Annotated in this window: 13 protein-coding genes; 4 read left to right on the top strand and 9 right to left on the bottom strand. The window is 67.8% G+C overall.

Annotation, left to right across the window (positions count from 1 at the left end; genetic code table 11):
* Nucleotides 1-238: 238 nt before the first annotated feature.
* The 4 genes from CSW60_RS24215 to CSW60_RS07135 form a co-directional block, all read right to left on the bottom strand.
* Nucleotides 239-1,342: a calcium-binding protein gene (locus CSW60_RS24215; RefSeq protein WP_099536559.1), complete on the bottom strand. Its 1,104-nt coding sequence runs from the start codon at nt 1,340-1,342 to the stop codon at nt 239-241.
* Nucleotides 1,343-1,615: 273 nt separating this feature from the next.
* Nucleotides 1,616-4,627 carry a TonB-dependent receptor domain-containing protein gene (locus tag CSW60_RS07125; RefSeq protein WP_099536560.1) on the bottom strand — a complete coding sequence of 1,004 codons (3,012 nt, stop codon included), beginning with the start codon at nt 4,625-4,627 and terminating at the stop codon, nt 1,616-1,618.
* A gap of 426 nt (nt 4,628-5,053) precedes the next feature.
* A complete protein-coding gene (locus tag CSW60_RS07130; protein ID WP_099536561.1) occupies nt 5,054-6,031 on the bottom strand; it encodes a nitronate monooxygenase family protein in 978 nt (325 codons plus the stop codon).
* A gap of 107 nt (nt 6,032-6,138) precedes the next feature.
* On the bottom strand, nt 6,139-7,101 hold the full coding sequence (locus CSW60_RS07135; protein WP_066682057.1) for an acetyl-CoA carboxylase carboxyltransferase subunit alpha: 963 nt from the start codon (nt 7,099-7,101) through the stop codon (nt 6,139-6,141).
* Between the two features lie 280 nt (nt 7,102-7,381).
* On the opposite strand from CSW60_RS07135, the gene CSW60_RS07140 reads away from it, so the two are divergent.
* The 3 genes from CSW60_RS07140 (at nt 7,382) to CSW60_RS07150 (ending at nt 9,544) form a co-directional block, all read left to right on the top strand.
* A complete protein-coding gene (locus CSW60_RS07140) occupies nt 7,382-7,582 on the top strand; it encodes a hypothetical protein (protein ID WP_099536562.1) in 201 nt (66 codons plus the stop codon).
* A 99-nt stretch (nt 7,583-7,681) separates the two neighbouring features.
* Nucleotides 7,682-9,070 carry a cytochrome P450 gene (locus CSW60_RS07145; protein WP_099536563.1) on the top strand — a complete coding sequence of 463 codons (1,389 nt, stop codon included), beginning with the start codon at nt 7,682-7,684 and terminating at the stop codon, nt 9,068-9,070.
* Between the two features lie 48 nt (nt 9,071-9,118).
* Entirely contained in the window at nt 9,119-9,544 is a 426-nt protein-coding gene (locus CSW60_RS07150) for an OsmC family protein (RefSeq protein WP_099536564.1), read from the top strand.
* Nucleotides 9,545-9,686: 142 nt separating this feature from the next.
* Here the strand turns inward: CSW60_RS07150 and CSW60_RS07160 are convergent, their stop codons facing one another.
* From CSW60_RS07160 to CSW60_RS07180, 4 genes are all read right to left on the bottom strand, one after another.
* Nucleotides 9,687-10,745, bottom strand: coding sequence for a CoA ester lyase (locus CSW60_RS07160; protein ID WP_099536565.1), 1,059 nt, complete (start codon nt 10,743-10,745; stop codon nt 9,687-9,689).
* An 85-nt stretch (nt 10,746-10,830) separates the two neighbouring features.
* Nucleotides 10,831-11,850: a mechanosensitive ion channel family protein gene (locus CSW60_RS07165; RefSeq protein ID WP_099536566.1), complete on the bottom strand. Its 1,020-nt coding sequence runs from the start codon at nt 11,848-11,850 to the stop codon at nt 10,831-10,833.
* Nucleotides 11,851-11,894: 44 nt separating this feature from the next.
* Nucleotides 11,895-12,269: a hypothetical protein gene (locus CSW60_RS07170; protein WP_099536567.1), complete on the bottom strand. Its 375-nt coding sequence runs from the start codon at nt 12,267-12,269 to the stop codon at nt 11,895-11,897.
* A gap of 167 nt (nt 12,270-12,436) precedes the next feature.
* Complete coding sequence (locus CSW60_RS07180; RefSeq protein WP_099536568.1) at nt 12,437-13,435, bottom strand: aldo/keto reductase; 999 nt, start codon at nt 13,433-13,435, stop codon at nt 12,437-12,439.
* Nucleotides 13,436-13,630: 195 nt separating this feature from the next.
* On the opposite strand from CSW60_RS07180, the gene CSW60_RS07185 reads away from it, so the two are divergent.
* A complete protein-coding gene (locus CSW60_RS07185; RefSeq protein ID WP_099537589.1) occupies nt 13,631-14,113 on the top strand; it encodes a VOC family protein in 483 nt (160 codons plus the stop codon).
* A 137-nt stretch (nt 14,114-14,250) separates the two neighbouring features.
* Here CSW60_RS07185 and CSW60_RS07190 read toward each other — a convergent pair whose 3' ends face one another.
* Entirely contained in the window at nt 14,251-14,472 is a 222-nt protein-coding gene (locus tag CSW60_RS07190; RefSeq protein ID WP_066681534.1) for an alkylphosphonate utilization protein, read from the bottom strand.
* Nucleotides 14,473-14,545: the final 73 nt, after the last annotated feature.

Consider the following 14,545-nt stretch of genomic DNA (forward strand, 5'->3'; position numbering starts at 1 on the left):
AAGGGGCGGCGCAACCCCAAGCGCCACAAGGCTTTCCGGGGTTCGCGATCGTCCGGCCGCCGATGAACAGCGACGCGGAGCGCGCTGTCGATTGTCGGCTAGGTTTTTGACTTAAAACATTTTTACCATGTTGCTTTAGGCTCGAACGGCGCCGCCGCCGAGCTTGGGCATGGTCCAGGCCCATCAGAAGACAGGCGCATCCAAGTTTAGGACGACGACGAGCCCCGCGCCGGCTGGCCTAGATGATGCCGATCAGCGCATCGAAGCCGGAAACGTCGTTCAGCGCCACCGCCGCGCCGACCTGGTGCACGGCCAGCGTATCGGCGAACACGTAGAAGTCGTCGCCGACCTGCACCCCGACATAGACCAGCGCCGCCTTGGCGGCGAAGGCCGCGTTGGCGGCGGTCAGGGCGCTGTCGAACGTGGCCGCGCTGGCCAGGAGCTGGTAGTTCGTGATCGTGGCGGCCGCCAGGCCTTGGAAGTCCAAGGCGTCCTCGCCGTCGAAATCCAGGATGTGGTCCGGCGCGGACGGCAGCGAGTCCGAGGCGGCGAAGACGAAGACATCGGCCCCAGCGCCGCCGCTCAGCGTGTCCTGGCCGGCGCCGCCGGTCAGGGTGTCGTCGCCCGAACCGCCCTTGAGGACATCGGCGCCCAGGCCGCCGTTCAGGATGTCGGCGCCGGTCCCGCCATCCAGGGTGTCGTTGCCGCGGCCGCCGGTCAGGGTGTCATTGCCCGAGCCGCCGGTCAGGGTGTCGTTGCCCGAACCGCCATCCAGGATGTCGGCGCCAGCGCCGCCGACCAGGATGTCATTGCCCGAGCCGCCCTGCAGCGTGTCATTGCCCGCGCCGCCGTCCAGGGTGTCGTCGCCATCGCCGCCGGACAGCGTGTCGGCGCCGTCGCCGCCGTCGATGATGTCATCGCCGCCCGCGCCGTCCAGGGTGTCGGCGCCGACGCCGCCCACCAGGTGGTCATTGGCGTCGCCGCCGGTCAGGATGTCATCGCCGGTCCCGCCGAACGCCGCGATGGCGTGGGCGGCCTGCGCCGTCGTCGGCTCGAAGAAGTCGTCGGCCGCGCCGCCAATGAACAGGTGGGAGCCGTCGGAGAACTTGATCCGATCGGCCGTCGCCGCGGCGGGCAGGCCAAAGTTCACCCCGGCCTGCGGAAAGATCACGGTGCGCGCGCCCAAGGTCAGTTGGTACGAGCCGTAACCGTTAGATTGGGGGTAGAAGTTGATCGCGACATCCGTCGCCGATCCTGACGTGAAGACCAGGGTGTCGAAGGTCAGGATGTTGAAGCGCTGTGCTTCGGCGGCGGTGATCTTGGAGAAGGTATAGGTCGCCATGGTCGGCCTCCGCGCCGCGAGAACTTCAACGGTCTCCGGTCGATAGAGCCTGACGGCGTGGTCGTCGAGCCCTCGATCCGGCCAATTTGTCGCAGGGGAGGATTCGTTGCGGGAATAGGGCTTGAAACTTCCCCAATCCGGGTAGTTCGGACGCTCGCCAGGCGGCGGCCGCCGCCCCGAAGCCGGCTCGGCTGGCCTCGGCGCGAACGCCGAGACCAGCCTTGCGTGGCCTGAAAGACTGTCGGGCCCGGATCGCGCCGAACCCGACGCGCCTTAGAAGCTGGCCTTCACGCCCAGGTACATGTAGCGGCCGCGGTTGTCATAGATGCCGCTGCCTTCGCCCGAGCCCGTCAGCTGGTACGGGGGCAGACGGTCGAACACGTTCTCCATGCCGCCATAGACCGTGTAGTTACGGCTGATCGCATATTCGGCGGTCAGGTCGTGGTACATGACGTCCGGATAGTAGGCGATCGTGGCGAAGTCGGCGTTCTGAGGCGGACGACCGCCGACCGACTTGATGTTCTCGATCACGTCCACCGACATCTTGCCGATGTAACGGCCTTGATAGCCGATGCTCAGCTTGTCCTTGCGCCATTGGGCCGAGATGTTGAAGGCCCAGCGCGGATCGCCCAGTTCGTAAAGGATCTGGTCCGGACGGTTCGGCTCGTCGATGAACGGATAGTTGTCACGCTGGACCACGTAGGTCAGCGTGCCGCGCAGGTTCACCGTCCCGCTGTCTTCCGGCAGGTTGAAGCGGTAGTTCACGTCGCTGTCGACGCCGCGCGCGCGACGCTTGGCGAAGTTCAGCGAGGTGTCCTGCAGGCTGCCCTGCACGAAGAACTTCGTGGTCGGGTCCCGCTGGAACAGGCCGCAGAAGGCGTTGTTCAGGTTGGCGGCGTCGTAGCAGTTGTTGAGAACCTGCTGCGGCGCGACCGACGAGATCACGTTGCTCAGCTTGATGTCGTAGTAGTCGACCGAAACGGTCAGCCCCGAGAGGAAGCTCGGCTGCAAGACGGCGCCGATCGTCCAGGACTTGGCCGTCTCTTCGCCCAGCTTCGGGTTGCCGGCGCTGGTGATCTCGGTGGTCGAGGCGCGCGCCTCCTCGTTGATGAAGCCGACCGGAATGCCGGCGGCCGCGCAGTTGGCCGCGCGGGTCGCCGTGCCGGAGCCGATGTTGGCGATGTCGCAGGGGTCGCTGACGCTGGCGAAGTTCTGGCTGGGGGCCGAGTACAGCTCCGACAGCAGCGGGGCGCGAACCGACTTGGAGTAGTTGGCCCGGAAGCGCACGTCGCGGATCGGCGCGTAGATCATGCCGGCGTTGTACGCCAGGACCTTGCCGGTGGCGCCGCTGTAGTCGGCGCCGCGCACCGCGCCGTTGACCGACAGCTCCTTGGCCCACGGCAGGTCGGCCAGGACCGGCACGCGGATTTCGGCGAAGGCTTCCTTCACGCTGAACGCCGGCGGATCGAAGATCGGAATGGCGTTCAGGAAGGTGCCGCCGGCGCGGACCAGGTCGTCATATTGCTCGTGCGCGGTCTCGCGGCGGTATTCGGCGCCGGCGGCCAGGCCGATCGGACCGGCCGGCAGGCTGAACCACGGGCTGGTGTCGCCCGAGATCGAGCCGCTCAACACCGCTTGGGTCTGCTTGCCGTCGGCGCGCGAGGTCGTGTTGACATAGGCCTTGGCCGCGTCGCTGGGCGCGCCTTCGCCGAAGGGGTTCAGCGGCACGCAGGCGGCCACGTCGCCGGCGACGTAAGACGCCAGGCTGTCGGCGTACGGCACGCGGGCGCTCGGGTCGACCGTCACGCGGCAGACGATCTGGCCGGTCGGCGAGCGGACGGCGTCCAGGGCGTAGGCGTAGCGTTGCTCGACGCGGTTGTTGCGCGACAGCGACCGCTTCTTGAACTCGCCGTAGGTCGCCGACACGTCGTAGCGCCAGGCGTCGCCGATGTCGCCCTCGGCGCCGACCACGGCGCGGTAGGTTTCACGACGGATCGACTCCTCGCGCACGCCCAGATCGAGGTTGTTGCGGTTCAGGCGGAACGTGGTGGCGCCGACCGGCAGACGGGCGGCGATGAAGGCGCGCGTCTCGGCCGAGAGGAACGGGTTGTCCAGGCTGATCTGGTCGCCGCTGTTCAGCAGCAGCGGCTGGTCGAACGAGGGGCTGGACTGCTGGAAGACCTTGTTGCGGACGTACTTGGCTTCGACGTACGGGCGGAAGGCGCGGTTGACGTCGAAGTGACCGATCAGGTTGACCGCCAGACGCTGGGTCTGGGGCTGCAGCTGGCCATAGCGGCGCAGGGTCGAGCCGTCGCCGCCGGCCGAGCTGTTGGCCAGCGGGCGGAAGTCGATGCCGTAGTCAGCCTCTTGCAGCGTGCCGTTCGGCTGGAAGCGGAACAGGCGCGCGCGGCCGTCGGGACGGCAGGTCAGCGGGTTGCCGCCGGCGCACGAGGGCTGGAACGTGCCGCCTTCCGAGATCAGCATGCTGTGGATGTCGGAGACGAAGATGCGGTCGGGGATGCCGTCCGAGCCGTTCGCCGAACCGGCCGGGTCGGAGTCGACGATCACGAAGCCGCCGCGCGAACGGGTCTGGCGACGGTCGCTGTAGTAGATGTCTTCCTGCTTGGCGTATTCGACCGACAGGGCGACGTTGCCGCGATCATCGGCGAAGTTCTTGCCGGCCGTGCCGCTGACGAACCAGGCGTTGCCGTCGCCGCGGCTGCTGATGCCATCCTGGGCGCGCAGCTGCAGGCCTTCGAAGTTGCGCTTCAGCACGAAGTTGACGACGCCGCCGATGGCGTCCGAACCGTAGATGGCCGAGTTGCCGCCGGTGACGACGTCGATGCGCTCGATCAGGTCGGTCGGGATGGTGTTGGTGTCGACCTCGTTGGAGCCTTCCGACGACGACACGTGGCGGCGGCCGTTCAGCAGGACCAGGGTCCGGGTGGTGCCCAGCCCCCGCAGGTCGAGGAAGTTCAGGCCGGCGGTGCCGATGAAACGGGTCGAGTTCGACGACGAGAAGGTCGAGCGGATCGAGGGCAGCTCGTTCAGGATGTCGCCGACCGACACGATGCCGGTGTTCTGGACCTGGGCGGCGGTGACGCTGGTCACCGGCACGTTCGACTGCAGGTTCGGCGTGCGGATGCGCGAGCCGGTGACGACGACCTGTTCGACGGTCGCGGAATCCTGAGCTGGCGCCTGAGCAGCGGTCTGGGCGGCCGCGGCCGTGGCCAGCGCGCACGCCAAGGCGGCGCCGCTGGAGAACAAGATATGACGATAAGACATGTCCAACCCCTCACCCGAAACGGGAGATTACTGTGGGCGTGAACATAGAGGAGAGCGCTTTCCAGCCAAGCTTTACTGTTTCACAAAGTTTCAGCGTGGCAAAAGACACACACTTTTTGATATCATCGTTTTTTCACAAAACTGAAACCATCGTTTTTTGAACGCTGTGCGATCTAGACTTTAGCGACCTCCGTAGCTATTGAGCGCGACGTGGTTTGGTCGCAGTCCGGCCGCGCGAAACTCCTATTGGCGCAAGGGTTCGCGGCCCTGGTTCCGGGTCGTGCGAAGACCCCGGCTCGGGCTGGAGCTCCTTGGATCGTCGCCCTGGACGCGTGGCTCCGCCTACGGGCGCGTCATGGCGATCCCCCTCAGACGGAGGATTAGGCCTGCCGCGGGCCTATCGCTTCGGGACTGCCTTTTGAGGTCTTAAGACACCATGCCGGCCAGGCGCCCGCGGATCAGCGCCTCGGCCTCGGAGACGATGCGGTCGACCAGCTCACGCACGGTCGGGACGTCGTGGATCAGCCCCTGGACCATGCCGGCGGTCCAGACGCCGTGGTCGACGTCGCCGCTTTCCAGTCCTTCTCGGCCCCGCGCGCCCTTCACCAGGTCGGCGACATCCTCGAACTTGGCGCCGCCGGCCCGCTCGATGGCGACCACCTGCTGGCTGATGGCGTTCTTGGCCACGCGGGCGGTGTTGTGCAGGGTGCGGAAGATCAGGTCCGTGGCGCGCTCGTCGTTCTCGACCATGGCCCGCTTGAAGTTCTCGTGGATCGGCGCTTCGACCGTCGCGCAGAAACGGGTGCCCATGTTGACGCCGTCGGCGCCCAGAGCCAGGGCCGCGACCAGGCCGCGCGCGTCGCCGAAGCCGCCCGAGGCGATCATCGGGATCTTCACCTTCTCCGCCGCCACCGGGATCAGGATCAGGCCAGGAATGTCGTCCTCGCCCGGGTGGCCCGCGCATTCGAAGCCGTCGATCGAGATGGCGTCGACGCCCATCCGCTCGGCGCTGAGCGCGTGGCGGACGGCGGTGCACTTGTGGATCACCTTCACGCCGTGGGCCTTGAAGTGGTCGACGTGCTCCTGCGGCTTGTAGCCGGCGGTCTCGACGATCTTGATGCCGCTCTCGATGATCGCGGCCCGATACTCGGCGTAGGGCGGCGGGGTCATGGCCGGCAGGATGGTCAGGTTCACCCCGAACGGCTTGTCGGTCATCTCGCGGGTGCGGGCGATCTCTTTCGCCAGAGCTTCCGGCGTCGGCTGGGTCAGGGCGGTCAGGAAGCCCAGCGCGCCGGCGTTGGCCACGGCGCCCACCAGCTCGGCCTTGCCGACCCACTGCATGCCGCCTTGGGCGATCGGATGCTCGACGCCGAACAGCTCGGTGAAACGGGTCTTGATGGCCATGGCGCGCGAGCCTCCCTCTGGTTTTGAGGGGACTATGCCGAGGCGGCCCTTAGGTCAGGCAAGCGTTAGATCCTCCCGGCTCGCGGGAGGATCTTCGGGGACGGCGGCTATTGCAGGCCCGCGCGGCCGATCGCGTAGAAGCGGTCGGAGCGCTGCTTGCGCAGTTGCTCGGCGCTCATGTGGGCCATGGCCTTCAGCTCTTCCTCGACCGCGTCGCCGACGGCCTGGATCGCCGCGTCCTGGTTCGAGTGCGCGCCGCCGGCCGGCTCGTCGACGATGCGGTCGACGATGCCCAGCTTGATCAGGTCTTGGGCGGTGATGCGCATGTTGGTCGCCGCGTCCTTGGCCCGGGCGCCGTCGCGCCACAGGATCGAGGCCGCGCCTTCCGGCGAGATCACCGAATAGATCGAGTGCTCCAGGATCAAGACGCGGTTGGCGCCGGCCAGGGCGATGGCCCCGCCGCTGCCGCCTTCGCCGACGATCGTGGCGACCATCGGGGTGCCGAGCGTCAGGCAGCGTTCGGTCGAGCGGGCGATGGCCTCGGCCTGGCCGCGCTCCTCAGCGCCCAGGCCCGGATAGGCGCCGGCGGTGTCGACGAAGGTGATGACGGGCAAGGAAAAGCGCTCGGCCATGTCCATCAGGCGGACGGCCTTGCGATAGCCTTCCGGGCGGGCCATGCCGAAGTTGTGCTTCAGGCGCGTGGTGGTGTCGTGGCCCTTCTCGTGACCCATGACCACGACCGGCTGGCCGCGGAACCGGCCAAGGCCCCCGACGATCGCCTGGTCGTCGGCGAACTTGCGGTCGCCGCGCAGCTCGACGAACTCGTCGATCAGGCCCGCGACATAATCGCGCAGGTGGGGCCGCTGCGGGTGCCGCGCGACCATGGTCTTCTGCCAGGCGTCGAGGTTGGCGTAGGCCTCCTTGCGGAGTTCCTGGGCCCGGTCACGCAGGGCCTGGATTTCGAGGTCGAACGCGCCCGGACCAGCGGTCTCGGAGAGCTTGGACAGCTCTTCGATCTTGCTTTCCAGGTCAGCGATCGGGCGCTCGAAATCGAGATAATGGGCGGCCATGGACTCTCAAACGTCGCCGTGAATGAAAGGGTGCGAACCTAGTGGCGGAATCCTCCGAGGGAAAGAGGCGAGATTCCGTCGGGGAACCGCCCCGAATCCGCCGGGTTTTATCCACAGCATCGATCAACAGGTGAGTCTCGATTCAGGACTCTCCTGATCTGGTGAATCGCGACATAGAGTCCTATGTTGTTTTGTAGCGGGGCGCGAAGCCGGCCCGCGCCCACCGCGGCCCCCGCCATCGAATATGCGCGGTCCCGCCTGATGAGAGCGCACAGTTCCCATGCAGGTGTTCACCTTCTTCTGTGTCGAGTCCGACGGCTCGGTCCCCCGTTTCGACGTCACGCCCTGCGCCGACGATCACGCCGCGCGCGCCCGCGCCTTCGAGCTGCTGGACATGCACCGCCGCTGCGACTTCGTGGAAGTGTGGCGCGGTTCGCAACGCGCTTTTGATGTGTCGGGCCAGCATCAGGCGGCCGCCTAATTCACCGAACGATGAATTATTGCGTCGCGTTGTAAGCGGCGCTAGGCTGTGTTTCCGGATGGGGCCTCTTCCCGCGCCCCGCTTCCGGAAGGCCGCTCCATGGACGCTCTCGTCCGCTCCGCGCCGCTTATCCCTCCCGCCCCCAAGGTCCATCCCCGCGCGCTGGGCGGATCATTGCTGGGTGAGTTGCGCATCGCCCGCGAGATGGGCCGCAACCTTGTCGGCGCCTATTGCGACGCCGATTTCGACGATCTCTTCACGCCATACAGCTTCCTGGGCCAGCCGGGCCTGGTCGTCAGCGACCCCGCCAGCGCGCGCCGGGTGCTGACCTCGCCGAACTATGTACGCCCCATCAAGGCCAATCGCCCGCTGCGCCCCCTGGTGGGCGAAGGTCTTCTGCTGGCCGAGGGCGCGACCTGGAAGCGTCAGCGCAAGAGCCTGGCGCCGGTCTTTACCCCCGCCGCGATCGGCGGCCTCCTGCCTCACTTTCAGGACGCCGCGGCCGGCCTGGCCGCCGCGCTGACGGGCAAGGCGCGCGCCAATCTGGCGGAAGTATTCCATCAAGCGACGCTGGACGCGGTGCTGCGCGCGCTTTTCTCCCGCCAGGCCGACGCGGAAGGCGCCCTGCTGGCCAGCCTGGCCCGTCGCTACATGGAGGGGCCCGCGCACTTCAACCTGATGGATTTCGTCAGCAAGGGCGCGGACGACCTGACCTTCATGGACGGCGAGCGCCGGCGGCTGGGCCGCCAGTGGCTAGACGCGGTGGACGCCTTGATCGCCGCGCGACGCGCCGATCCCCACCCGGACGTCCGCGATTTGCTCGACCGCCTTCTGGCCGCCCGCGACGAGGACGGCGCGTCCCTCTCCGACCAGGAAATCCGCGACCAATGCAGCTCGATGCTGGCGGCGGGCTTCGAGACCACGTCGCGCTTGCTGTTCTGGACCGCCGTGCTGCTGGCCTATGATCCGAGGACCCAGGCGCGGGTGCGCGCCGAGGTCCAAGCGTTCCCGGCCGAACAGGTCGAGAGCCTGGATGACCTGAAGGCCTGGCCGCTGATGCGCTCAGTGCTGTTCGAGACACTGCGCATATATCCGTCGGTCCCGTTGATCGCCCGAACCGCGCTCGCGCCCGACGAGATCGGCGGCCACGCGGTCGTTCCCGGCTGCATGATCACCATCAGCCCCTGGCTGATCCACCGGCACCGCAAGCTGTGGGACGAGCCGACCGCGTTCGTTCCGGACCGCTTCATCGACCAGCCCCACCCGTGGGGCGTGGAGGCCTTCCTGCCGTTCGGGGCCGGTCCGCGCGTCTGCATCGGCGCGGGCTTCGCCCTGGCCGAGGCGCAGATCATCCTCGCGACCCTGCTGGCGCGGTTCGAAATAGGCCTCGCAAGCGACCGGCCGGTGATCCCGATCGCCTCGATCACGCTGGGCCCCGACCACGAGCCCGACTTCGTCCTCACGCCGATCGTCCAAGCGCGGGTTTGACGGCGGTGGTAGGAAGGCTTCGCTAGCGACCCTTGCCAAGGAAGAGCCATGACCGAAGCCCTCCGCACCCGCCCGTTCGCCACCGCCACCGACACCGGCAGCGGCGGCTTGCAGACCTTCGTCACGGCCGGTCCCTCGACCATCGTCGCCGACATCGCGGTGGCGCAGGGGGGCCTGGACCTTGGCCCCGATCCGCACGAGCTGGTCGCCGCGGGCCTGGCGGCCTGCACCACCATGACCCTGCGCCTCTACGCCAACCGCAAGGGCTGGACGATCAGCCACATGCACGTCGAGGTCTTCTCGCACTTCGACAAGGACCAGACGCCGCACGAACGCTTCGAGCGGGTGATCACCATCGAGGGCGACCTGACCGACGAGCAACTGGAGCGCCTGTTCGAGATCGCCGACCGCTGCCCGATCCACCAGCTGCTGACGCAGGGCGCGCGCGTGGTGACGACGGTGGGGGGGAACTGAGCGAAACTAAGTTCCTCCCCCGCGACGCGGGGGAGGTGGCCCAGAGGGCCGGAGGGGGCCAGCTCGGCCTTCATGGCGCTCGCCCCCTCAGTCGCTCCGCGACAGCTCCCCCGCGATGCGGGGGAGCATCTAATTTATCGCCCTAAAACCCGTACAGCCCCGCATACTCGGCGTCCTTCGCCGCGATCTGCCGCGCGCAGTCGACCATCACCTTGGCCTGTTTCCAGGTGGCGTCGTCCTGCATCTTGCCGTCGATCATCGCCACGCCGGTGCCGTCGGGCATGGCTTCGAGGATCTTCTTGGCGAAGGCCACCTCGGCCGGGTCGGGGCTGAAGACCTTCTTGGCGATCTCGATCTGGCTGGGGTGCAGGCTCCAGGCGCCGGCGCAGCCCATCAGGAAGGCGTTGCGGAACTGCTGCTCGCAGGCGACCGGGTCGTCGATGGCGCCGAACGGGCCGTAGAACGGCTTGATCCCGTGCGCCGCGCAGGCGTCGACCATCTTGGCGAAGGTGTAGTGCCAAAGGTCCTGCTGCACGCTGGCGCGCGGCGAACCGTCCGCGTGCGGATCTTCGATCACCCGATAGCCGGGATGACCACCGCCCACGCGGGTCGTCTTCATCGCCCGGCTGGCGGCGAGGTCGGCCGGCCCCAGCGAAATCCCCTGCATGCGCGGACTGGCGGCGGCGATCGCCTCGACATTCATCACGCCCTCGGCCGTCTCGAGGATGGCGTGTAGCAGGATCGGCCGGGTGACGCCGTGCTTGGCCTCCAGCGAGGCCAGCAGCTGGTCCATGTAGAAGATGTCCCACGGCCCCTCGACCTTGGGGACCATGATCACGTCGATCTTGTCGCCGGCCTTCTCGACGATGGTGGCGACCTCATCCAGGTGCCACGGCGAGTTCAGGCAGTTGATCCGCGTCCAGAAGCCGACGCCCAGAGCCTTGAAGTCCACCTCGCGCGACATCGAAACGAGGCCGGCCAGGGCAGCGCCCTTGGCGTCGGCGGGGATGGCGTCTTCCAGATTGGCCAGGATCACGTCGACGGTCGGGGCGATCTCGGGGACCTTGGCGCGGACCTTGTCCAGGTGCGGCGGCACGAAGTGGATCATCCGCTCCACGCGGGCGGGAAGCTCGCGATAGGGCGTCGGCGCGCCGATCGCCAAGGGTTTGAAAAAGCCGCGCGGCGTCTTCATGCCGGTCACTCCCCGTATTGTCACGCCGCCCTCCTGGGCGGTCATTTCGCAATTGCGAAGACCATGCGGCGGCGCAGCAGGCGCGTCAAGATGATCAGCGTTCAGGTCGAGATGACGGCGGCGGCGCCTCTTCCGGATCCTCGCGTTCGAGGTCCGCGGCGGCGTCGTTGCTGGAGCCGCTCCTGACCGCCTTGGCCTTGCGGCGACGCGCGGCGGGCTCAAGGCGCAGGCTGGTCAGGGCGTCCTCGCCCTCCTCCCCGAACAGGCCCCGGATGCGGATATCCCGCTGCGGATAGGGGATCTCGATTCCGGCCCCGCGCAGGGCGTCGTCGATCAGCCAGGTATAGGCCGCGAAGATCGCCGCCGGACGCCGCACGGCCTCGACGGTCGGCCAGACGATCAGCTCGAACTTCAGGGCGTGGTCGCCATAGCCGACCAGCCAGACCTGGGCCCGCCGCGTGGCGTCGTCCGGCGCGGTGAACGGGGCGGACTTGGCCGCCTTGAGCACCGCCTCGCGGACCTTCTCCTTGTCGACGCCGAACGCCGTGACGAACGGCACCCGGATGCGCCGGTTGGTGCCGCGCAGGGTCCAGTTGATCACCTGGTCGTTCACCAGCACCGAGTTGGGCACGATGATGTCGGTGCTGTCGTTGGTGCGGATGCGGGTCGCGCGCGGACCGATCTCGTGCACCACCCCGCGCCCGCCATTGGGCAGCTCGACGAAATCGCCCACCGCCACCAGCCGTTCGAACACCAGGCTGACACCGGAAGCGAAATCCTTGATCACGCCTTGCAAGCCAAGGCCCACCCCGACGCCCAGGGCCCCGGCGAACACGGTCAGGGAGGTCAGGTCCAAGCCCATGGTCGACAGGCCGACCACCACCCCGATCACGATCAGGCCGTAGGTCGCCACCTTCTCGACGGCGTAGAGCGAGGCGGCGTCACCGGCCGCCCGCTCGCGCAGTCGCCGAAACCCCGCCGAGGTCAGGCGCGCGGCCACCAGCGCGGCCCCGACGATCAGCACGCCCGCCACGAGGCCGCCGACCGTCACCGACGCCTTGCCCAGCTTGATCAGTTCGAACGAGTCGAGCGTGCGGAGGGGGTTGTCGGCCATGAGGGGAGTGTGGCGTCAGGTTGCGCCGGGGGGCAAGCGCGGCGTCAGCCCGGCGTGAACAGGCCTTGGACGCCGACGATCATGGCGATGACGCCGAACACGGCCAGCAGCAGGCCCGGCCCGCGCGCGGCGCTATCGGGCAGGGCGCGGCCAACGCGCAGACGCTCCCACAGCAGCAGGACGCCGACCGCGACGCCGACGACCTCGAAGTGGAAGATATGCGGCCCGCTGGTCAGGTGGACGATGAGGAAATAACCGCCGCAGACCAGCGCCGCGATCCCGACGATCCAGCGGAACGGCGCCAGCCGCCCCGCGAACCGCTCGAAATCGTCGCCGACGCGAGGGGCCAGCACCAGCAGGCCGATGGCCAGCAGGAAGCCGCCGAGGATGTTGCAGAGGTCGAGGATGAGCGAGAGCATGGCGGGAGAATGCTCAAGCTCGACCTCTGTTCCCTTCTCCCCTTGCGGGAGAAGGTGGCCCGCAGGGCCGGATGAGGGGTTGAAAGGCGTCTCCGAATAGCGGAGCGCGACCCCTCACCCGACCGCCTCCGGCGGCCCCCCTCTCCCGCAAGGGGAGAGGGACTTTCCTACCGCCCCACCATCGCCAGGCCGGCCTTCGTATAGCGCTCACCTTCCACCGCCGTCTCCGGCACGGCGGCGGCGATGCGGGCCAGGTCGTCCGCCGATAGCGCCAGCTCCACCGCGCCGAGGTTCTCCTCAAGCCGCGCGGCCTTGGTGGTGCCGGGGATCGGGGCGATGTGTTCGCCCTGATGCAGGATCCAGGCGAGCGCCAGTTGGGCCGGGGTCGCGCCCTTCTCGGCGGCGATCTGGGTCAGGGCTTCGACCAGCGACAGGTTCTTGGCCAGGGCCTCGCCCTGGAAACGCGGCAGGTTGCGGCGGAAGTCGTTGTCGGCCAGATCGGTCTTCATCGCGCCCGTCAGGAAGCCCCGGCCCAGCGGGCTGTAGGGCACCAGACCAACGCCCAGCTCGCGCAGGGTCGGCAGGACCTCGGCCTCCAGCTCGCGGAACCAGAGGGAATATTCGCTCTGCAGGGCCGCGACCGGCTGCACGGCGTGAGCCTTGCGGATCGTGGCCGCGCCGGCCTCGGAGAGGCCGAAATGCTTGACCTTGCCCTCGGCGATCAGGTCCTTGACCGTCCCGGCCACATCCTCGATCGGCACGTTCGGATCGACGCGGTGCTGGTAGAATAGGTCGATCACCTCGACGCCCAGGCGCTTCAGCGAGGCCTCGGCCACGGCGCGGATGTGCTCGGGCCGGCTGTTGGTCCCGCGCATGCGCGAGAAGCCCTCGCCCGCGCCTTCCGGCGCGATGTCGAAGCCGAACTTGGTGGCGATCACGACCTTGTCGCGGAAGGGCTTGAGGCCTTCGCCGACCAGCACTTCGTTCGTGTACGGGCCATAGACCTCGGCCGTATCGAAGAAGGTCACGCCCAGCTCGACCGCGCGGGCCAGGAGCTTGTGGGCGTCGGCCGCCTCCAGCGCCGTGCCGTAGACCTGGCCCATGCCCATGCAGCCAAGACCGATGGCCGACACCTCGAGGCCGTCGCCGAGTTTACGCGTCTTCATGGGATGCTCCTTCGTCTGGATGGACCGGCTCCGCAGATGGGGTCATCGCGCGCGAGGCCTAGCGGCCAGCCATCGATCTGGAGGATCAGGCAATCTTCCCGTCGCGACAGTCAATCGGCGCATAGGGATTTTTAGAAGACCCTGTCGGGACGTCGCCGGCTCGACCGTCCTATGCTCACGCCCATGGAGACCGTCATGCCCAAGATCACGCCCTTCCTGTGGTTCGACGCCCAGGCCGAGGAGGCCGCCAGGCTCTATGTCTCGGTTTTCCCGAACGCGCGGATCATCGACATCACCCACTACCCTCGCGAAGCGCCAGGCGGCGTGGAGGCCGGAAGGGTGATGACGGTGACGTTCGAACTGGACGGCCAGAAGATCATCGCCCTGAACGCCGGCCCCATGTTCAAGCTCGACGAGGCGTTCTCGTTCGTCATCGATTGCGACGGCCAGGACGAGGTCGACCACTACTGGAACGCCCTCACCGCCGACGGCGGGTCCGAGTCGCAATGCGGCTGGCTGAAGGACCGGTTCGGCCTGTCATGGCAGGTCACCCCGCGCCAGCTGATCGAAATGACCACCAGCCCCGATCGCGCCGCCGCCGGGCGCGCCTTCCACGCGATGATGGGCATGAAGAAGATCGACATCGCCGTGATGCGGGCGGCGTACGAGGGGCGGTAGCGCTGTTCAAAATCCTCCCCCTAGCGGGGGAGGTGTCGGCTCGAAGAGACGACGGAGGGGGAAGAGGCAAGCTCGGCAGGACTTCCCCCTCCGGCGCTTCGCGCCACCTCCCCCGCTGGGGGGAGGATTGCCGTCCCCTAAGCCTTTTTCACGAACTCCGTCCGCAGGACCAGGCCCCGGACCTTGTCGACGTTCGCTTCGATCTCTTCGGGGTCGCCGGTCAGGCGGATCTTGCGGACGACCGTGCCGCGCTTCAGCGTCACGCCGCCCGAACCCTTGACCTTCAGGTCCTTGATCAGGGTGACGGTGTCGCCGTCGGCCAGGATATTGCCGTTGGAGTCGCGGGTTTCGTCCGACATGGCGGGCCTTTCAGGATAGGGCGGCCGGCGAGGGCAAACCCGTAGATTTGGTGGGGGCTTTCCTAAGGGCTCG

Origin of the sequence: Caulobacter sp. X (assembly GCF_002742635.1) — a bacterium.
Lineage (GTDB): Bacteria > Pseudomonadota > Alphaproteobacteria > Caulobacterales > Caulobacteraceae > Caulobacter.